Annotated in this window: 16 protein-coding genes; 4 read left to right on the forward strand and 12 right to left on the reverse strand. The window is 43.0% G+C overall.

The features are described from left to right. Positions 1 to 162: 162 nt before the first annotated feature. Positions 163 to 1,788, forward strand: coding sequence for a hypothetical protein (locus ACZ9AO_RS22445; RefSeq protein WP_476110549.1), 1,626 nt, complete (start codon positions 163 to 165; stop codon positions 1,786 to 1,788). Then, positions 1,781 to 4,753 (forward strand): DEAD/DEAH box helicase, encoded by a 2,973-nt coding sequence (locus tag ACZ9AO_RS22450; RefSeq protein WP_476110551.1) that lies wholly within the window; start codon positions 1,781 to 1,783, stop codon positions 4,751 to 4,753. Before ACZ9AO_RS22445 ends, ACZ9AO_RS22450 begins: the two co-directional genes overlap by 8 nt. Positions 4,754 to 4,882: 129 nt before the next feature. Here the strand turns inward: ACZ9AO_RS22450 and ACZ9AO_RS22455 are convergent, their stop codons facing one another. Continuing rightward, the gene (locus tag ACZ9AO_RS22455; protein ID WP_034315735.1) at positions 4,883 to 5,491 is read right to left on the reverse strand and encodes a LysE/ArgO family amino acid transporter; all 609 of its coding nucleotides are present in this window, start codon (positions 5,489 to 5,491) and stop codon (positions 4,883 to 4,885) included. A 123-nt stretch (positions 5,492 to 5,614) separates the two neighbouring features. Between ACZ9AO_RS22455 and ACZ9AO_RS22460 the strand changes: the two genes are divergently transcribed. Then, on the forward strand, positions 5,615 to 7,060 hold the full coding sequence (locus ACZ9AO_RS22460) for an aminotransferase-like domain-containing protein (RefSeq protein ID WP_476110554.1): 1,446 nt from the start codon (positions 5,615 to 5,617) through the stop codon (positions 7,058 to 7,060). 70 nt (positions 7,061 to 7,130) lie between these two features. On the opposite strand, the gene ACZ9AO_RS22465 is transcribed toward ACZ9AO_RS22460, so the two are convergent. From ACZ9AO_RS22465 to ssb, 8 genes are all read right to left on the reverse strand, one after another. Next, on the reverse strand, positions 7,131 to 7,547 hold the full coding sequence (locus ACZ9AO_RS22465) for a hypothetical protein (protein WP_251540642.1): 417 nt from the start codon (positions 7,545 to 7,547) through the stop codon (positions 7,131 to 7,133). Positions 7,548 to 8,241: 694 nt separating this feature from the next. Next, complete coding sequence (locus ACZ9AO_RS22470) at positions 8,242 to 11,979, reverse strand: S8 family serine peptidase (RefSeq protein WP_476110556.1); 3,738 nt, start codon at positions 11,977 to 11,979, stop codon at positions 8,242 to 8,244. Between the two features lie 207 nt (positions 11,980 to 12,186). After that, positions 12,187 to 13,089: an ABC transporter permease gene (locus ACZ9AO_RS22475; RefSeq protein WP_048685793.1), complete on the reverse strand. Its 903-nt coding sequence runs from the start codon at positions 13,087 to 13,089 to the stop codon at positions 12,187 to 12,189. Positions 13,090 to 13,101: 12 nt separating this feature from the next. Further along, positions 13,102 to 14,106, reverse strand: coding sequence for an ABC transporter permease (locus tag ACZ9AO_RS22480; protein ID WP_048685875.1), 1,005 nt, complete (start codon positions 14,104 to 14,106; stop codon positions 13,102 to 13,104). A gap of 115 nt (positions 14,107 to 14,221) precedes the next feature. Further along, on the reverse strand, positions 14,222 to 15,838 hold the full coding sequence (locus ACZ9AO_RS22485) for an ABC transporter substrate-binding protein (RefSeq protein WP_476110558.1): 1,617 nt from the start codon (positions 15,836 to 15,838) through the stop codon (positions 14,222 to 14,224). Between the two features lie 42 nt (positions 15,839 to 15,880). Further along, positions 15,881 to 16,849 (reverse strand): ABC transporter ATP-binding protein, encoded by a 969-nt coding sequence (locus tag ACZ9AO_RS22490; RefSeq protein ID WP_053536873.1) that lies wholly within the window; start codon positions 16,847 to 16,849, stop codon positions 15,881 to 15,883. Beyond that, entirely contained in the window at positions 16,830 to 17,834 is a 1,005-nt protein-coding gene (locus ACZ9AO_RS22495) for an ABC transporter ATP-binding protein (RefSeq protein WP_152607998.1), read from the reverse strand. Before ACZ9AO_RS22495 ends, ACZ9AO_RS22490 begins: the two co-directional genes overlap by 20 nt. A gap of 437 nt (positions 17,835 to 18,271) precedes the next feature. Beyond that, entirely contained in the window at positions 18,272 to 18,634 is a 363-nt protein-coding gene (gene ssb / locus ACZ9AO_RS22500; protein ID WP_048685802.1) for a single-stranded DNA-binding protein, read from the reverse strand. A gap of 359 nt (positions 18,635 to 18,993) precedes the next feature. On the opposite strand from ssb, the gene ACZ9AO_RS22505 reads away from it, so the two are divergent. Continuing rightward, on the forward strand, positions 18,994 to 19,428 hold the full coding sequence (locus ACZ9AO_RS22505; protein ID WP_034315749.1) for a YwpF family protein: 435 nt from the start codon (positions 18,994 to 18,996) through the stop codon (positions 19,426 to 19,428). A 114-nt stretch (positions 19,429 to 19,542) separates the two neighbouring features. Here ACZ9AO_RS22505 and ACZ9AO_RS22510 read toward each other — a convergent pair whose 3' ends face one another. From ACZ9AO_RS22510 to ACZ9AO_RS22520, 3 genes are all read right to left on the reverse strand, one after another. After that, complete coding sequence (locus tag ACZ9AO_RS22510) at positions 19,543 to 19,824, reverse strand: hypothetical protein (protein WP_251540651.1); 282 nt, start codon at positions 19,822 to 19,824, stop codon at positions 19,543 to 19,545. A 289-nt stretch (positions 19,825 to 20,113) separates the two neighbouring features. Continuing rightward, complete coding sequence (gene fabZ / locus ACZ9AO_RS22515) at positions 20,114 to 20,542, reverse strand: 3-hydroxyacyl-ACP dehydratase FabZ (protein ID WP_034315755.1); 429 nt, start codon at positions 20,540 to 20,542, stop codon at positions 20,114 to 20,116. A 128-nt stretch (positions 20,543 to 20,670) separates the two neighbouring features. Then, a complete protein-coding gene (locus ACZ9AO_RS22520) occupies positions 20,671 to 20,925 on the reverse strand; it encodes a DNA-directed RNA polymerase subunit beta (RefSeq protein ID WP_053087418.1) in 255 nt (84 codons plus the stop codon). Positions 20,926 to 20,954: the final 29 nt, after the last annotated feature.

Here is a 20,954-nt window from a genome sequence, read left to right on the forward strand (position 1 = left end):
AGAAGCAGTGATTAAATCGAATAGAACGTAAAGAGAACGGCCATGTTCCGGCATTCGATCATATATACACAAAGCCGAGACGGGATTACGAAAAGTTAAGAACTGATGGTTCATGATCATACAAAAATATATAACTAGGGCTGGTCCCTGAAGGAGGAGAGTATGGAGCGGGAGTTGTTGTTAGTTGGGGAGCGGCTGGCGGAATTTTTGGAGGCCGGGGATCCGGAAGATTCGGATGTGGTGAATCAAGGGCTCCAGTTATACCGTCAGGGGCTCGTTGATATTAAAGAAGAAGCGGTGGATACGATTGCGGCTGAGGTACAGGAAGAGACACGATTTAAGGCCAGGCTGAATCTGCTCTCCCCACAAGATGGAAGCTGTACATGTGATTCAAGGTTCATTTGCCGGCATCAAATGGCCGTTTTCTTTTCTGCATATTCCGAACACGCTAGTGTTTCCGAATGGCTGGGCGATTGGAAAGCACCTAAAAACGCCTCAGCCGCCCAAGCACTGCAGCAGGTGAAACCGGCAAGTGAATTACTTAAACAGGCGGCCGGGAGATCCATCACCTTAGATAAAAGCTATCCATCATGGAAGCAATTCGTGAATGATGCCTTTGCGGAACATGTCGAGCCCCATATAGGCGAGGCTACTTACATGATTGAAAATCATATACAAACTTACTTTAAACGCCTTAGCTCAAAAGCTCCAATGGAAAGGGAATGGAAGTTGCTTTATCATTTCGTTACGAAATTTTGCACAATGCAGCAGACACTGAGAATGATTCAGCTGCATAAAAGTGAGACGCAAACGATCAGGGTCTTTTATGCACTTGCTGTCGACCTGGCAGAAGAGCTGCATGAAACCGTACAGCCGCTAAGCAGGCAAGCGCGGCCCTTCGCCTTTGATCCCTTCGTTTTCAGCATCAAGGAAGATGTAGCTAAACTGCTGGATGGAGGTGAAGGCCTCGAATATGAAAAGATCGACCTCTACCGGGAGATATGGAGCTACTTATTCTCCAACTCCTCATGGCGTAAAGAGGAACTTGAACGAATCAATAAAGAACTTCCCGAGAAGTATATGGGCACCACTGAGAGGACGTCCTATATCCTCGCAGCCATTCACCTATCCCTTTTGGAAAACCATGATAAACAAGCGATTGAGCTTCTCCATGAATTGAAGAAGGATGCCTGTCCATACATTTTTTATTGGCTGAATCTCCTGGCTGAATCTGAAAACCGGGCACGGGCCATCCCTTTCATTGAATTCATCAATAATAATGTCCAGGAATTCCTTGCCGGTCTATCCGATTATTATAAACGGGTAGATTTCGTCCGGACCTTTACGACTTTAATTAACAGTTGCTGTTATAAATTAAAACGGACCGATTTGCTTGAGAAATTTTACAGGGCCACCCTTCCGCACAGCTATTGGAACTATGCAAATTTCCTTTTTGAACAAGGACAATACAAAAAATGGGTGGAGATGCATATTTACTCGGAAATCAGCATTGACTTAATCAGCAGTGAATCCATCAAAGAAGTGGTCTCAAAAGAACCGGAACTAATCCTGCCCCTTTATTATCATGCGGTCCAGGAAAAAGTTTCTTTGAAAAACAGGCCTGCTTATAAGCAAGCTGTCCGTTATTTGAAAAGGATGCGCACCATCTATAAAAAGAGCAAAAAGGAAGACGTATTCGAACGATATATACTTTATGTAGCAGATTCGACCAAACGGCTTCGCGCTTTCCAAGAAGAATTAAAAAGGGGTAAGCTTATCGATGTTTAATCCAGGGAAATTAAAAATCAAAATAGCCGCTCTCGAAAACGGAACTTACGCCCTTGGTGTCGTCAATGAAGAGAATACCTTCCTCACCACGAATCATATACGAAGGCTGTTATTCAACTGGGATGACGCAAGCTTTTATGGAACTAAAATGACTACGGATATAGTGGATGGAAATCAAGTATTCATTCTTGACGCTTGGGGACTTCTCAACTTTTTTGCGAGGGAAAGCTTTAACTCCTTCATAGAATGGGAATGGTCCGAAATCTCCTCCCTTTGCCTGTCAGCAGCGCCCGTTCTTCATGAATCCATAGAAGCTGGGATCCCCGTACCGGATTTCACTAATCTTCAATTGGACTCCATCGGCTGGAAACTGCCGGAAGAAGTGGAAGAGGAATTCGTCCCGTCCTTTTGGGAAGAAGAAATATCTTTGGATCTTCCTTCACCTGAACTGGAAACCAACCGTACTTTTATCGAAAAGTGGTATAACGGTGCCGCTAACATGTATTTAAAAAACTATTCACCCATGCAGCATAAATGGAGTGAAGCCGTCGGGGCATTAAAGGATACACGACTTTCCCCCGAAGAATTACAGGCCTTTTTTGACAAAGACAGCTGGCAGGAATGGCTCGGTATCCTGCCCGACCAAAAACCATTCACTATAGGTCTTCGTTTAACTGAGCCTCCTGAGGGTAATGGGCCTTGGATACTCGATGTTACCCTTCGTTCCAAAAGGGATGAGAATATCATTGAAACATATACAGGAAAAAAACTGCCGCGCGGCTGGAACAAGTATGCAAGTGATGTGGTGCGGGCTACGAAACGCTGGCAACTCGTCGTGCCATGGCTTGGGGAGAATGGCCGTCTGAAAAGGGAGATTTCGGAAACGGACGCATGGGAGTTCTTGACCGATGCCAGCGAAAAGCTCCTGTTTCTTGGCGTCGAAATTCTCCTTCCATCGTGGTGGCTTGCCTTGAAGGAATCCTCATTGAAGGTCAAGGCGAAAGTGAAGAGCCAATCGAATCGCGGCCCGTCTTATGTGGGGTTAAAAGCTTTGATGGACTTTGATTGGCGGTTCTCATTAAATGGCAAAGAGCTCACTGAGGCGGAGTTCGAGGAGCTCGTCAATGAAAAAAGGCGGCTTGTCTTCATCCGCGGCCAATGGGTCAAGCTTGACCCAGCTTTCATTAAACAAATTCAGGAGCTGATGGAAACAGCCAATGAAAAAGGCATCCAACTGACTGACTTGCTGCAGCAGGAACTGTTGAATGGCATAAATGAAGATGGCGATGACGATTCTGAAAACGATGAAATGCTCCGGATTCAATTTGAATTGAACCAGGAGCTCCGTAAAATGGTGGGAAGGCTCAGGGAAACCAAAAACATATCCGTCCTGCCCGTCCCTAGTGCACTTCAAGGAGATTTACGCCCTTATCAAAAACTGGGCATGAGCTGGCTCCTTTTTTTAAGGAAGCATGGTTTTGGTGCTTGTCTAGCCGACGATATGGGACTTGGAAAAACAGTCCAGATGATTGCCTACCTGCTTCATGTGAAAGGCAAAGAAGGAGCTGGTGAAGAGCTGCCCACTGCGCCCAGGGACGAACAAAAGAGTGAACCGATCATCGTCGAAGAGGATAGCGGCGCAGAAAGCAGTGATGAGGCTGAGGCCATTGCCACTGCCCCCGAATCCGTCTCTGTTCAATCGGCGCTAATCGTCTGCCCGACATCGGTCCTTGGCAACTGGCAAAAGGAATTGGAAAAGTTCGCACCTTCACTTAAAGTTCACCTTCACTATGGATCGAATCGTGCTAAAGGTGAAGCATTTACTAAACTGGCAGCCGATCATGATATTGTCTTAACATCATATGGACTGACCCACCAAGATGTGGCTGAACTGACCTCGATCCATTGGAGCAGCGTTATCCTTGATGAAGCACAAAACATCAAGAATGCCCAAACGAAGCAGTCCAAGGCGGTGCGAAAGCTAAATGGCAGACATCATATCGCCTTATCGGGTACGCCGATGGAAAACCGTTTAAGTGAGCTATGGGCGATTTTCGACTTCATCAACAAAGGTTATCTCGGAACGCTAGGTCAGTTTCAGGAGAAATATGTGGCGACCATTGAGCGTGATGAACAGAAGGATAAAATCAAGGAATTACAGCGTTTGATACAGCCATTTTTGCTTCGCCGTACAAAACGCGATAAAGAAGTCGCTCTTAATCTTCCGGATAAGCAAGAACAAAAGGAATTCGTACCGCTTACCACCGAGCAAGCATCGTTGTATGAACAACTGATTAAAGATACATTCACTGATATCGAACAACTGTCTGCCTTTGAAAGAAAAGGCATCATCCTCCAGATGCTGAATAAGCTAAAGCAACTTTGCAACCATCCAGCTCTTTACTTAAAAGAGACGGAAAAGGAAAACATCATGAAGGCACCTAACCGATCCGGCAAACTCGAGAAGCTGACTGAGCTTATCGATGCGGTCCGCGAACAGGATGAAAGCTGTCTCATTTTCACACAATATATCGGGATGGGCAATATGATTAAAGAATTGCTGGAAAAACGATATGGCTTTGAAGTGCCATTCCTGAATGGGAGTGCGAACAAGAAGCAGCGTGATGAAATGATCACCCGATTCCAAGATGGGGAATTCCCTATTTTCATACTCTCATTGAAAGCAGGCGGCACGGGTCTTAATCTTACAGAAGCAAACCACGTGATTCACTATGATCGCTGGTGGAATCCAGCTGTTGAAAATCAAGCCACCGACCGTGCTTACCGAATTGGTCAACAGCGTTTCGTTCACGTTCATAAGCTAATCTGCACAGGGACCCTGGAAGAAAAAATCGACCAGATGCTTGATAAAAAGCAAGCCTTGAACGACGAAATCATCAGCAGTGACAACTGGATCACCGAACTTTCCACAGAGGAAATCAAGGACTTGGTCGCTCTTCAATAACCTGATTTCACGATATGAAGATGATTGAGGGCAAAAAAAGGGGAATGCATATAGATATGCATTCCCCTTTTTTTATACATAGGCGTCCTGTTATACATGGCATCGTTTGGTTCGAAAACGTTTATTGATTCAAAATAGCGACTTCACCATATAGAGGGCTGTGATCCAAATGATGATTGCAGAAATTTTATTTAATATTCCAAGGAATTTTCCAGATGTATCAACCTTTTTCAGCAATCGTCCCGCAAGACATAATCCGTGGAACCAGCACCATGACACAAAGATGCACGTCATGGTGAAAATCATTTTATCTTTTCCTGAATAAACAAGTGAGCTCGAACCGATTACACCTATCGTATCCAGGATTGCATGCGGATTCAGTAATGATACAGATAAAGCAAATACAATTTGTTTTTTTGTCGACATCTGCATGGATTGGACACCTGACTGTGAGTTTGATTTGGCAAACCAAATCTGAAAGCCCATATACAATAAAAATATAACGCCGATTATGATTAATGTAAGGCGCAACCAATCGTATTGCATGACAATCAACGAAACACCTAAAATAGCTAACAGAATGAGCACCGTATCGCAAATTGCAGCCGTGATCGTTGCTGGCAATGCTTTTTTTATTGTAGGTTGGATTGCTCCTTGATTAAAAATGAAAACATTTTGCACTCCCAATGGAAGTATCAGCCCTAATGCCAATAATAATCCATGAAAAAATGGCCCCATATGAATACCCCCTTCCCTCATATTCAGTATAATGGGTAAAACAAAGGAATTGACCCTCCAATTGGTTGGTCTTCAAACCAACCAATTTAAAGGAATATAGAACATGAAAGGAGTGGTTTTCGTATGTTTATCGAATGGGGACCAAACCGGTCTTCCGCGCAATCACTTCACCAACAAATAGTAGATTGGATCAAACAACAAATTACACGGGGGGAATGGCCAGTTGACACTAAGCTTCCATCTCAACGCTCATTGGCCGACTCATTTGGCGTAAACCGAAGTACCATCATCACAGCCATAGATGAGTTGATTGCAGACGGATTATTGGAAACTAAGCTTGGGTCTGGCACTTTCGTTTCCAATAATACATGGAATGTGCTCGTCTCCAGCAAACAGCCCGACTGGAAAAACTACGTCCGGAATGGCCTTCATGAACCTAATTTAAAAACGATTCAGGATATTAATCAGTATGAAGCGGATACTGCCATCATCAGATTAGGCACTGGTGAATTATCTCCAGCTCTATTGCCTACAAAGCAAATCGAAAAGACGTTGCGATCCACTTCCTTTGATGCACACTCATTAGGATATTCCGAACCCAAAGGTGACAAGAGACTTCGCCAATGTATAAGTGTTTATTTAGAAACAAAAGGGATCAACGCAAGTCCCAGCTCCCTCATGGTCGTTTCTGGCGGGCTCCAGGCACTCCAGTTGATTTCAGTTGGTTTACTTCAAAAGGGATCGATGATTTTACATGAGTCCCCTTCCTATTTAAATTCCGTCCACCCTTTTCAATCTGCGGGCATGCATTTAGTAGGTTTATCAAAACAAGGACGTGAAAGTATCCCGACACAAATGAAGCGCATCAATGGGAGGAAGAAAGCGTCACTGTTTTATACTGTCCCAACGTTTAACAATCCAACGAATACTACATGGTCAAAAGAAGAAAGACTTAACCTCCTATCACTATGCAAAAAAGAACAGATCCCGATTATTGAAGATGACGTATATAGTGATTTGTGGTTTGATGAGGAACCGCCGCCGCCATTAAAATCCCTTGATGCAGTTGGCCTTGTATTGCACATTGGCAGCATGTCCAAAACTTTAAGCCCAGGATTGCGCATCGGCTGGATTGCTGGCCCCATAACTGTGATTGAACGTTTAGCGGACATTAAAATGCAAATGGATTACGGTTCCAGTGCACTTTCCCAACACCTTGTGGCAGAATGGTTAGCAAATGGTCAATATTCAAAGCATTTAGAATGGCTAAGGCAAGAGCTGATGGAACGCAGGGATTTTACATTAACTCTTCTCAATCAATATTTTAAGGGACTGGCCGAATGGCAAATACCTCAAGGCGGATTTTATATATGGCTAAAATTATGTAAACCCATCGTGAATCCAAACCTTTTCAAGCAAGCGATAAAGGAAAACATACTTCTTAATCCGGGATACATATACGAACCAAATAACCATACACATATACGGCTATCATATTCATACGCCTCGGAGGAACAATTAGCTTATGGCATCCAAACCCTTTCAAAGATCATTCGGCGGTTGGTTTGACATCTCCAAGGATAGGAAACGCTCATCATGGCGAAACATTAATGGAGCTGCCGTGGCAGCTCCATCCATATCACTTATTGGCAGCTTTAATTTTCACGTTCCGCTCTTTTTGCTGAATGATGAAAAAAGAATGGTGATAGCCATGATTGATCATGATATGATCGAGGATTGCCGTAAGCGCCTCCCCCTTATTCACCTGATAAGTCTCTGAACTTTCCTCAATGATGATTTTTTCTTGGTGGGGGTCATAATTAATAGATGTTTTAGCACCTCTTTCAAAAAAAGAAAGGGTTACCTCCTGACATAGAGGAAAATCCTGATAGGGTGAATCTGAGCGGGGATCCTTTTCAAAGGGAGAATGGACGTGCTGAAGTGCATCAAAGAAACTCGGTTTTGTAAGATATGACCTTTCGCTTCCTCTCCTTTCGAATTTCACTGTAATTCCAAAACTACTTACTTTATTGCTGGATTTCTTCTTATAATTCATGGATACCCTCCTTTTATTAGGTTCTTTATACCTAATTCTTTTTCCCTGTACCATTTACCTGCCAGATAATGAAAATACTTCCTCACTAATAGATTTTCATATTAGCACGGTGAAAACGAAGCAAACCATTTCCAAAATCAGCACGAAAGAATTCAAAATCAGGAAACCTTATTGCGCAAAAGCAGCCCACTTGGATAAGAGGGCCCATACTGTAGTTGAAGAAAGCGAGTATGCCTACAGTTTTTTTCTTTGAAAACGTTCCGGCTTATTTCAGAAATCCGCTCCCTTTCCGCCGACTGTCTGCCAAGCCTCCTCGACGCAAGCGTCTGTGGGGTCTCGGCTAGCCAGTTATTTGGCAGGAGTGTCGCAAATTTCTTCAATTTAATGAGGTTTCATTCCTTATAAAAAGGTAAAAATTCATGAAGGATAACCAAGATTTCTTTTTATAATCTCGGAGGGTCCATTCCTAACCCCATCTTGTATAAGGAAAAGCGACTCCTACGGGAATAGAGTGTGAAAGGGAGACCCCACAGGCGCAAAGGAGCGCCGAGAAGGCTTCCCGGACCTCACGCGGAAGGCGAGTGCCCTATACATTCCAATCAACGTTAGCATTGTACTAACCCTCAAAAGATGCAGGTAAAATCAATTATGTCCACAAAAAACAACCCTCTTGGATAAGAGGGCTGCCTTACGTTTATTTTTTTGCTTTATTGATGTTAAAGGATTTCTTCGATTCATTTCCTGCAAGATCGGTCACCTTAAATTCAATCTTGTTGTTGCCAGTCTTAAGCGGCAGTTCCAAATCCTCTATCTTTTTCTTATAGGAACGCATTTTGTATGGTTCCTTGAATTCATGAAAGAATATTTCACTTCCGTTAAGGTAAAGGCGTATTTCATCGAAATTATCTTCTACCGTCACGTCCACTTTTGGATTCTTGCCTTTGAACCCCACAGTTTCCGGTACGCCTTTAACTTTTAAACCTGGCTTTGTTGCATCGACCATTATCGTCCTTTTAAAGGAAACCGTGTTATCCCATTTATCGGTTGCTTTAACCGTGAAGCTTTGGACACCATCTTCGAATTTCTTTTCATATGAGAATTCATATTTTTTATTCGTTTTGTTATACGTTGCAGGTACCGTTTTATTGTCGATTTTAAATTCCTTTATTTCCGACGCTTCTTCAATTTCTCCTGTTATTTTGATTTTATTTTTATTGTTCACGCTCAAGGCTTCAGGACTCTTGATCTTTACAGCTGGTGCATGATTATCGATTGGAGCCGAATCACCGGCCAATTCGGTTTCAGCCGTTTTCTCATTACCTGCATAGTCGATTGCCACAACCTGAACCTTTTCCCCTTTTACATCAGGCAGGGTGAATTGTTTAGCATTCGCCGGTAGCGGCTCTTCCATGATGGATGCTCCATCGACTTGTATATCGTAATAAGCAAGCCCTGAACCATTTAAATTATCCTTACCTTGGATGGTTAAAACATTGCCTTTTTTCGAAATCTTGACCGTCGGCTTTACCGTATCGATTTTGATTGGCATTTTAACCGTCTGCCATTTTGCACCCTCGTAATCTATCATCGCTTTGATTTCAAAATAATAGACCCCATCCTTAGCGAGTGCATTATTGATTTTACCGTCCCATTTACGGGCCGGATCCAGCGTGTATGCGGTCCCTAGTCCGCCATCATAATAGTCCTTGCGTACATTATTCTCTGTGCGAAGTTTCCGGACTGATTTGTTATCACCATTCAATATATTGTATTCTACCTTTTTCGCATTCCTTAAGAATGATAGGACAGGCACGAAGTCATCCTGTGCACCATCACCATTCGGGGAAATCGCGATATTTTTGCCATTGAATGTTTTCCCCGCAGGGTCATAGCCAAGATACGTGAAATCTTCACCTGCTGTCGATACTCCTCCTGCCATGCCATAGAAAGATTCTTTGTCATATTTAGTGCCATCCAGGATTGGGGCTTTGTCCCACTCCCCTTTAAATCCTACATACGGTACATTCAGTTCCGGATTCGTATCGGCTGGATCCTTCAATGAAATGAACCCTTCAACAAAATAGCCGTTTGGAAACACCTTGTCAATATCTACAAGAGTTTGAAGGTCATCTCCAAGTACCTTTGCATCGGATATGTCCACTTTCACTTCGAATGTAATCGATTTTTTTGCAGGAACGGTAATCTTATTTGTATTTTTATTATTGATTTTAATCGAAGCGTTCTTAATTTCCTGTGCTTCCAGCTCGTTAGCGGTATAGCCCAGCTGTCCCTGGATTGCATAGTCTGTTTGGATATTTCCTTTTACATCATACTTGACTGCTTTGTTGCTGAAATTTTCAACCTTTAAAGTAAAGGCGAACTTATTGCCGACCTCCTTCATGGCAACCTTCGCTTCTTTCGTGAATGCCTCGGTCACGACAGCAGGTGTGGACAATGCGGATTGCAGCTGCATGACCCCGGCTCCCTGCCTGCGAGGCGAATAAGGGTTTTTCCAGTCAAGTGCCTTATTGACGACTCCCTGATCCGTTAATGGTTTTGATGTATTCATCATCAGGTTCTTCGCTAAATTAGCCCGGGCCGATCCTTCTAATTTAAAGTCTTTATCCACTCTTTCTAGAACCAGTGCCGAGCCGCCGGAAACATGCGGCGCCGCCATCGAAGTACCGCTCATCATTCCATATTCATCATTGTTCAGCGTTGAATAAATTTGTCCGCCCGGAGCGGTGATTTCTGGTTTGAAATCCAAGTTCGGTGCGACTCCCCATGAACTGAATGAGCTCATTTTCCCCGCTTCTGGATTTACAGCTTTTGTTTTATCACCATTAAAGGTAATCGTCACCTTTTCGCCATCCGCTAAGGCCGCTTTCAGCTTTGCACCATCCGATTTCAACATGAACAGCTGGGGAATGGTGATGCTTGGATCTGTAGCCATGGAAATATATCCGTCAGCATTATTGTAAATTATGACTCCTGTCGCTCCTGCTGCCTGGGCATTTTGCGCCTTTTCTATAAAAGAAAGCGTGCCGCGCTCGATGAGGGCGAACTTGCCTTTAACATCCACTTTGGAAAGCTCCTCTGGCGTCCCAAGACCAGCAGCCACCAATTCATGTGTTTTATCCTTCAAGGCATTGGGATGTACGCTTGAAGCCGACATGAACGGAGCTTTTCCTGCTTGACCGTTTATTTCATAAGTCGCTGCATCCAAATCCATATAGTTATTCTCTACCGATGCCACTTGTACAGAATCGTAAGCAAGTCCAGGTGAACCTGAAACGCCAATATCCGGGTTCGAGGCTGATGGGTTGGCAAATCCATTTCCAAAGTGTGCCGAGTTTCCTGCTGAAATCGACATGAGGATCCCATTATCAACAGCTCTGGATACAGCCTGCTGCTCCGGATCTTCTGCCGATACAAAGCCTGCAGTGGAGCCAAGGCTCATATTCAGCACATCCGCCCCAAGAATGATGGCATCGTCAATCGCCTTAATATATATATCGCCCCATGTTGTCTGCATGTCGGGATCATTTCCGAAGACCTTTAATGCAAGCAGCTGGGCTTCAGGAGCAACCCCTTTAATGCCGCCATTCTCTTCATCTCCATTGGCTCCGGCCGTACCTGCCACATGCATTCCATGCATGGAAGCCTCTTCACCAAGGTCAAGGATTTCTTCATTTTCATCCATGTAATTGTATCCATAAGGAACCTTAGACGTATAGTAATTGCCTAATAGATGGCTGGATTCCTTCATCGCGCTGATTTCACTTTCAGTCAATTCAGCCTTATTCTCGTCGTTCAGGACCATATCACGGTGAGATGGGTCGATTCCAGTATCAATAATCCCGACGACCATCCCTTCCCCTTTATATCCATATTCCCGCCATGCTTCCTGGGCTTGGACAAGCTCTTTGCTATATAGCATTTCGGGTTTTTCTGCAGGACGTTCATATTCATTCGCTATATGTACTTCAGCAACTTCAGGCATGGCTTCCACCTTTTTGATCTCACCATACTGAAGTTCACCACTGAATCCATTGACGACTGTCGTAAAACTTTCAAGTTCCTTGAAAGCTATTTTTTTCTCTTTCACCTTTTTTTTCAATTTCTTCTGAGTAGCTAGCTTTTCAGACTTTAATTGTTGTTTTTTACTTTTCGATAACTGTTTAAAAAGCTTCCCTTCTTTCGAAGCCGTTTCTATTGCCGGGGCTTCCTTCATCTCTACGATGACCCTGACCTTCTCATTGCTTTTGTATTTCTTCCCCAAGTCATTTTTCTTCAGCTTTATAATACTTTCCTGATTCTTCTTACCTGCACCGCCCGAGCCTGTCGGGGGATCTGGGAGCTTGGCTGCGGAAACGCTTGCAGTAAATACTAATAGAAAGATTGCTAGAATGGACAAGCTACGTTTGATCAATGAACTTTCCTCCTCTAAAATAAGCAATTTTTGGAATATTCTTACTGAGTATAAAAGTATCACAACTTTTGGGGTGATTTTAAGGGGTAATAGTCACTATTTTCCTATTTAGAACTAGGATTTTTTTATTATTTTTCATATTTTGTTAGATTTACAAGATAAACGGCAAAAAGATGGTGATGTTAAACTAACATCACCCTTTTACTTCTAGTTTTTCATTCTTGGATCCAAGGCATCGCGCAGTCCATCCCCCATTAGGTTAAAGCCGAGTACCGTAAGCATGATCGCAAGCCCAGGGAAGAGAACCGTCCATGGTGCTTGAATGATGAACGCCCTGGAATCGGCGAGCATTTTTCCCCACTCTGGTGCTGGCGGCTGTGCACCGAGACCGAGAAAGCCGAGTGCTGCACACTCAATGATGGCAGTTGCAATCGCCAAGGTACCTTGAACGATAATCGGTGCAAGGCTATTCGGAAGGACGTGGTGAAGGAGAATGCGGCCATCTCCCATTCCAATTGCCTTTGCAGCCGTTACATATTCCTCTTCTTTCACCGTTAAGACCCGTGACCGTAAAAGCCGGCCGAATATCGGGACATTGACGATGGCGATGGCAATAAGTGCGTTGCGAAGGGAGGGCCCCAAAACGGCAACGACAGCAATAGCAAGCAAGATACTAGGAAAGGCCAGAATAATATCAAAGATCCTCGATATGATCGTATCTATCCACCTGCCGTAATAACCGGCAATGATCCCCAAAAAAGACCCAACCACAACAGATCCGGCAACAGATAAGAAGCCGACCCCTATTGAAATGCGCGAGCCATAAATGACCCTGCTCAAAATATCCCGGCCAAATTCATCCGTTCCGAACCAATGCTCCGCAGACGGGGCCAAATGTTTATCACTTAGCTTTTGCCCATCAAATGAATAAGGTGCTATAACGGGCGCGAAGATGGCGATTAAGATGAAAAATGAAACAATCCCCAGACCCACAATCGCTACCTTGTTTTTCCTAAAGCTTTTCCAGCCTTCCTTCCAGGGAGAGATGACTTTTTCCTCTGCCTCTTTTGGAGGAAGGATTGGCGGAGTATTCGTTGCTATTTCAGGCATGAGTTTCCCTCCCTATTTATACTTAATCCTAGGATCGATCGCTGCGTACAACAAGTCCACAACTAGATTAATCATGACAAACAAAAAGGCGATGACGAGAATTCCGGACTGTATCACCGGATAATCCCGAGATAGGATTGCATCATAAATATATGTACCGATACCTGGCCATCCAAAAATGTTTTCCGTTAATATGGCGCCGCCTAAAAGTAATCCTGTCTGCAGACCGATAACCGTCACCACTGGAATCAAGGCATTCTTAAAGGAATGCTTGTAAACAACCCAAAACATTTTCATTCCTTTAGCACGAGCTGTACGAATGAAATCCGATCTCATGACTTCCAGCATGGACGAACGTGTCATCCTTGCAATAATCGCCATCGGAATGGTAGCAAGCGCTAACCCTGGCAAAATGAGATGCTTGATCACCTCGAAAAACTGATCAACCCTGCCAGCCATGAGTGTATCTATCAAATACAGGCCGGTTATGGCCTCAACGGGATCCCTGATATTGTCCCGCCCTGTCGTCGGAAGTAAATCCCACTGAATTGAAATGATGTATTGCTCCATTAATCCCAGCCAGAAAATAGGCATGGACAAACCAATCAACGCAATCACCATGGCGACATAATCAAACCATGAGTTTTGAAACCAAGCTGATACTATCCCTGCATTCACGCCTATGACCACGGCGATGATCATCGCGATCAAGGCCAGTTCTATCGTGGCCATTAAGTATGGTCCAATTTCTTCAGAAACCGGACTATTCGTTTTTAACGAAACACCCAGGTCCCCCTTTAACAGGCCTGATAAGTAATCCCAAAATTGAATGAACCAAGGTTTATCCAGGCCAAGTTCCTTTGTCATCGCAGCGACTGCCTCTTCCGTTGCTTGCTGCCCTAAAATGACCTGTGCTGGATTTCCAGGAATCGCCCGTATCATCATGAACACAATAAACGCCATTCCGAGTAACACCGGAATGAGAGATCCTAAACGTCGTACGGTATAGGAAAACAAAACAATCACCCGCCTTTTAAATAAGGGTCCTTCGAAGCGCCCTCGATCATTTTGAAATGCATTCCATAACAAAACCGGGAAGCATGCAAGACTCCATACTACCCGGTTCGTACGGTTAATTTTCTAGAGAAACATTAACAAGGGATTGTGAACCAGTTGGATGTGGAACAAACCCTTTGACCGTCTTAGATCCGGCTAACTGCGGTAAAGAGTGTACAAGCGGAACCCATGGAGCTTCATCATGGATGATTTCCTGGGCTTTTCCATACAACTCATTACGCTTGGCTTCATCTGCCGTGGACTGGGCTTCGATCAGCAATTCATGGACTTCATCGTTTGCGTAACGGGCATAGTTGTTGGAGCCGATATTATCTTTATCCAATAATGTATAAAGGAAGTTATCCGCATCTCCATTATCGCCTGTCCAGCCCAACATGAAGGATTGGGCTTCACCAGCCTGCACTTTCTCTAAATATGCAGCCCATTCGTACGAAACGATATTCGCTTCGATGCCGACTTGTTTTAGGCTTGCTTGAATGGCTTCAGCCACTTTTTGACCATCCGGCATATATGGGCGCGGTACCGGCATTGCCCATAGATCCATTTTAAATCCGTCTTCAAGTCCAGCTTTTTTCAGCAGTTCTTTCGCTTTTTCCACATCGTAATCATAGTCTTCGATTTTGTCATTGTAGCCAGAAACGGATGGAGGCATAGGATTCTTGGCAGGCTCTGCTGTGCCTTCATAAAAATTATCAATGATTTCCTTTTTGTTGATCAAATGCGAGATGGCTTGACGCACTTCTTTCTTGTCGAATGGTGCTTTCTCAACATTGAAAGCAAAGTACCCGACGTTCATGGATGCACGTTCGAATATTTGCAGTTTTTCATCTCCTGTAACCTTACTGATATCACTTGGGTTCAACCCGTCCATCAGGTCTATTTCACCCTTGATTGCAGCATTTAAACGTGCAGAGTTATCTTTAATGACCTTAAACGTGACTCCATCAAGTTTAGGCAGTCCATCTTGCCAATAGTCATCGTTTTTCACCACTTCAATCGTATCGCCAGGTTTCCATGATTTGAACTTGAAAGGACCTGTACCAGATGGGTTTTTAGTGAAGTCGTCACCCTCTTTTTCAATTCCATCAGGACTGGCTATAGCAAATGTAGGCATGGCAAGGTTTTTCAGGAACGGCGCCTGCGGACGGTTCAAAGTGAATTCCACCGTGCTGGCATCGATCGCTTTTACTTCTTTGATAACATGACCTTCATCACCTTCAAATCCTCCGAACATGGAGGCATAGTACGCAAATTTCCCTTCATCCTTACTTTGTGCCCATCGTTGAAAGTTTTTTACGACCGCATCTGCATTGAAATCCGTACCATCATGGAACTTGATTCCGGTTTCCAATTTGAATGTGTATGTTTTCGCGTCATCTGACACTTCCCATGACTTTGCAAGACCCCGTTTGATTTCCGTATCATCTTCCCCATATTTCACAAGCGTTTCAAAAATCTGCTGAGTGACGATGAATGATTCCCCATCGGTTACGATTGCTGGGTCAAGACCGACAGCATCTCCGCCTTTACCGTATATCAATACGCCGCCCTTCGCTTCACTAGATCCCCCTTTACCATCATCTTTCTCTTTTGATGTAGACGAGGAGCATCCCGCAAGCGCTAGCGAAAGAGCCAGGATACCAGTCAGCAACAATGCCAATGTTTTCTTCATATTCTTCCCCCTTATTATTTGCGAATTTATGTATACGTCGTGTCAATTGTATAAATGACAAGCAACGTAGTGACCAGGTTTATGTTCAGTCAGGATTGGCTTGTCCGTATTGCATTCTGCCATCGCCTTCGGACATCTCGTATGGAATGGACAGCCGCTGGGCGGGTTTGATGGGCTTGGAACATCTCCCTGCAGGATTACCCTATCCCCCTTATATTCCACATCCGGAATGGGCACGGCCGATAATAAAGCCTGCGTATATGGGTGAAGCGGATTTTCATAAAGCCCTTCACTTTCCGTCAATTCAACAATATGTCCAAGATACATGACACCGACACGGTCGGAGATATGCCTTACCACTCCAAGATCATGAGCAATGAACAAGTAGGTCAAATCAAAATCTTCCTGCAAATCCTGCAACAGATTCAAGACCTGGGCTTGAATCGACACATCCAGTGCAGATACCGGCTCATCGGCAATGATCAGTTTGGGGTTGACTGCAAGTGCCCTCGCGATGCCAATACGCTGCCGCTGGCCCCCGCTGAATTGATGCGGATACCTTTTAGCATGGTAACTGCTTAGGCCAACGACCTTAAGAAGTTCCTGTACACGGGCCTTTCTGACCTTTTTATCTTTAACCCCGTGGACGATGAGCGGTTCTTCCAAAATTTTTTCAATAGTATGCCTGGGATTGAGGGAGGCGAATGGATCCTGGAAGACCATCTGCATTTCACGGCGCATCTTTCTCATTTCACTGGAAGATAAAGCTGTCAGGTCCTTTCCTTCGAAATAAACATTGCCCTCGCTCGGCTCAAGCAGACGAAGCAATAACCTTCCCGTCGTAGACTTTCCGCAACCGCTTTCACCGACAAGCCCCAAGGTTTCCCCTTTATAAATGGAAAAAGACAAACCATCAACTGCCTTAACCTCTCCAATGGTCTTTCCCAGAACCCCTCCTTTTATCGGAAAATGCTTCTTTAGGTTTTCTACCTTAACCAATGTTTGATTCATGCAAGGAAGCTCCTTTCCCATCTTCATACAGCCAGCAGCGAACATGCTGACCCTCATCGAATTCCAATAGAGACGGGGTCTCATTTATACATTGCTCCATGGCATGGGAGCACCGGGGGGCAAACTGGCACCCGAGATTGCTTGTCCCAGGCTTTGGCACATTCCCCGGTATCGAGTAAAGGCGCTCTTTCTTTATTCGCATATCAGGAATTGACTGAAGTAAACCGACCGTATAAGGATGCTTAGGGTTTTGGAAAATCGTTTGCACATTTCCTTCCTCTATCACCTTGCCGGCATACATGACAATGACACGTTCACACATTTGCGCCACTACCCCAAGATCATGGGTAATCATCATGATTGCCGTGTCTGTTTCTCTATTTAAATTCTTCATTAATTCCAGGATTTGTGCCTGGATCGTCACATCCAAAGCCGTTGTCGGTTCATCGGCTATAAGGAGTTTAGGCTCACAAATCATGGCCATTGCTATCATGACCCTTTGTCTCATTCCGCCAGAAAGCTGATGCGGATACTCTTTGAGCAATTCCTCGGCACGGCCAAGCCCAACCAGCTTCAACATTTCCACCGCTCTATTTCGTGCCTGCTTTTTATTCCATTTTTTATGTATCCGAAGCGTCTCGACCAATTGCTCGCCAATAGTGAAAACGGGATTCAAGCTTGTCATCGGTTCCTGAAATATCATCGCTATATCATTCCCGCGAATTTTTCTCATTTTCGCTTCAGAGGCATTTGCGATGTTTTCTCCTTTAAAAAGGATTTCCCCCTCCACCTTACCAGCCGGTGAAGAAACCAGACCCATGATGGACAGAGAAGTTACGCTTTTTCCGCATCCCGATTCTCCTACAATCCCTAAAACCTCACCAGGATTGACATGAAAATCGATTGAATTCACGACAGGGATCACCCCATCGTCCGTACGAAAACTGGTTCGAAGCCCATTAACCTTAATAATTGGTTCGTCCATCAAATCACTTCCTATATATAACTTATTTTCCATTATATTATTGGGTTTATTATTGCATCAAAATTAAAATATTACAATATATTTTCTAAAAATTCTAACTTAACAGAATTATTTTTTATTTTTTTCTATTTACACACATTTTGGCACAAAAAAAAGACTGCTTATTTGCAGTCATTACAAGGAGGAAATCATATAACTCGATTTTTTTGAGGGTAAATCGGGGTTTCCAGCGGAGAAGAAGCTATATTAGCTTTGGGGAATGAATGGATGCAAAATAATTCTATCTACTACTGCCGAGTTTCATAAAAAATTCCTGTAATTCTATGCACTGGTTATTCATTATGGTCATATAAATACTTTTTTGTGTTTCAAATTCAGCTCTACATTTTCTTAAAAACATTGTTAAGCAAGCTTGCATGCCCAACCTTCACGTAACACTATAAACCAATATGTTCAAAATCCTTGGGCTTACCATCATGTTGTTTAGTTCCGATGAATTGAACCCTCTCGGCGACCACTTCAGTTACATATACATATTTACCCTCCTGATTTTCGTATCTTCTTGTTTGTATTCTGCCAGTTATACCGATTATGGCTCCTTTTTTACAATATTGAGCAGTATTTTCAGCCGACTTTTTCCATATGATACACTGTACAAAGTCTGCCTCATAGTTACCGACAGTATTACGGAAGTTCCGGTTGACTGCTAATGTGATATTCGAAACAGCCTTGCCATCGGGTGTGTATCTTAATTCTGGATCCTTCGTAAGCCTGCCGACGAGGGTAACTTGATTAATCATTTTTTCACTCCTTCCTCTTTAATTGCTTTAATCATACGCTTTCTTCCATCGATTAAAAAATGGAAGAAATGTTCTTATTACACCATTTTTCTTTATAAAAAGACGTTTGGATTGGTGCAAAAACATTTTTTAGTGATTAAAATCAGGTAAAAAACGAATAGTTAACAAAATTAAATATTTTGCAAATTTTTATTCCATCCTTCATAATTTAGACAAATGTTGGGTTTTCATTTCATTAAGGGACTTTTTTTTAGTATGATATAATTACCTTTAAAAGGATTAATCGATATGTACCCTTTCAAAATTTACGTTTAAGAGAGGTAATCGCCGCTCTTTCTTGCAAGAAACGGAGGAATTAGATGAAATCATTCAAATTGATCTCGTTGCAAATTGTTACTGAAAATTTAAACTTGATTGATATTGCATTAACAGATGGATTGATTATTAATAAAGAAAACGACGCTAGATCATGGTTACTGGAAGCCTTTGTCGAAGAAAAACATTTTAAAGAGCTTGAACCCTCACTTCCCGATATAGACGGAGAGGTGTATATCCAGGCAGTCATTACCAAAAAGGACAATGAACCGGCTTTGTTTCAAACTGTTTTACGTACAATAAGAAAAGTGGGCAATCACTATAGCCTTTTATTCGTTGGTCATATCCAAAAAACACGGAGCAAATATGCAGAACTCCTTCTTGAAGATTTGGTCCAAAAAGGTCTCGTCGGCGATGAACTTATAAAAGAGTTCAAGCAAAAAATCCGCTCAAAGCCTAAATTAGCAACTAATAAATAAAAAACCTTCCCTTAATTTCCATCCCCTAATCGAATGCACATAAAAAAGACTGACTTAGACGGATAAGGATATTAATCCTCTTTTGCCTAAGCAGTCTTTCTCATTCTGTGCTAATTACTTATTTTTGTCGTCATTTTTATCAGGGTCTTCAATCAAGTCATCGGCATCATTATCGACGTTATTATCGTCGTTTTCAAGCAATCCATCATCATTACCGTTCATGCCGTTATCATCCGTACCATTGTTATCATCTGTACCGTTGTTATCATCTTCTATGATGTTGTTATCTTCTTCTGGTGCGGGATTGTTGTTGTCATCATTATCCGTTCCACATCCAGCAAGGAACATAATAGATAATAAAGATCCCCCAAGTAGTGCAAAAATTTTCTTCATCATTTTTGGCAACCTCCCTTCTTTCTTTATCATTAGCTATTTTGCCCGAATGTGAAAATAACTTGCGTCCTATTTTAAATTTAAAAAGAAAATCTCCTTTTTGGAATTAAACATTAAAAAATGCCGGACATAAAAATGTCCGGCATTCAAAGGGAGAATAGAAAAATCTAAAAACCGCTCTTGCTTTAAAAAAGCAATGCAGTGCTTTTTATATACACCGCTTCACGATTCCTTAAACCACTTTTTGAAACATATAGTTAAAACATTCCATTCCCATCACGGAAAAAGAATCTTATTTGTCACCAAAGGCAAACATGATATCGGCCTCACATGCTGTTTCCCCATCAACCGTTGCCACCGCTTTCCCTTTACCCATTGACCCTCTCATACGCACTATTTCCACTTCCAGACGCAGCTGATCACCTGGTTTAACTTGCTTTTTAAAGCGGCAATTATCAATCCCAGCGAAAAATGCAAGCCGGCCTTTATATTCTTCTTGTTTCAAGACGGCTACAGCGCCAACCTGCGCTAAGGCCTCTACAATTAAAACTCCAGGCATAACTGGATAATCGGGGAAATGGCCATTAAAGAATTCTTCATTTGCCGAGACATTCTTCAATCCAACCGCTCTTTTCCCTTCATCAATTTCTATGATCCGATCGACTAATAAGAATGGGTAACGATGCGGAATAATTTCCTTTATTTGTGTGATATCAAGCATACTTGTTCCTCCTATGACTTAAATATTTCAAACATAACGTAAACTCGCCTCTGTCATCTAGACAGAGGCGTAGTTGCCATGAAATATAAACCCGTTAACGACAGCAACTACTTCAAAAAAACATGGAACTACGCGCCCTTGTTCACTATATCAAAAATATGGGTCCATGTGGACTTTTGGAAAACATCCATTGCATGTCCTCCGCCAATCACACTATATCCTAATAGTGCACCGGATAATACAGCAATGAAAATCAATCCGATAACAATGAGTAAACGAAGCCAAATTGGCAAAAGACGGACCTTGATCCTACGATTCGGTTTCGCCTCAACTTCCTTTATCTCTTCTTCAATTTGTTGTCTCATTACACGATTTTGTTCCATATAGAATGTGAAAGCTCCTTTTAAGAAAA

This window comes from Peribacillus sp. TE19612, assembly GCF_056279465.1.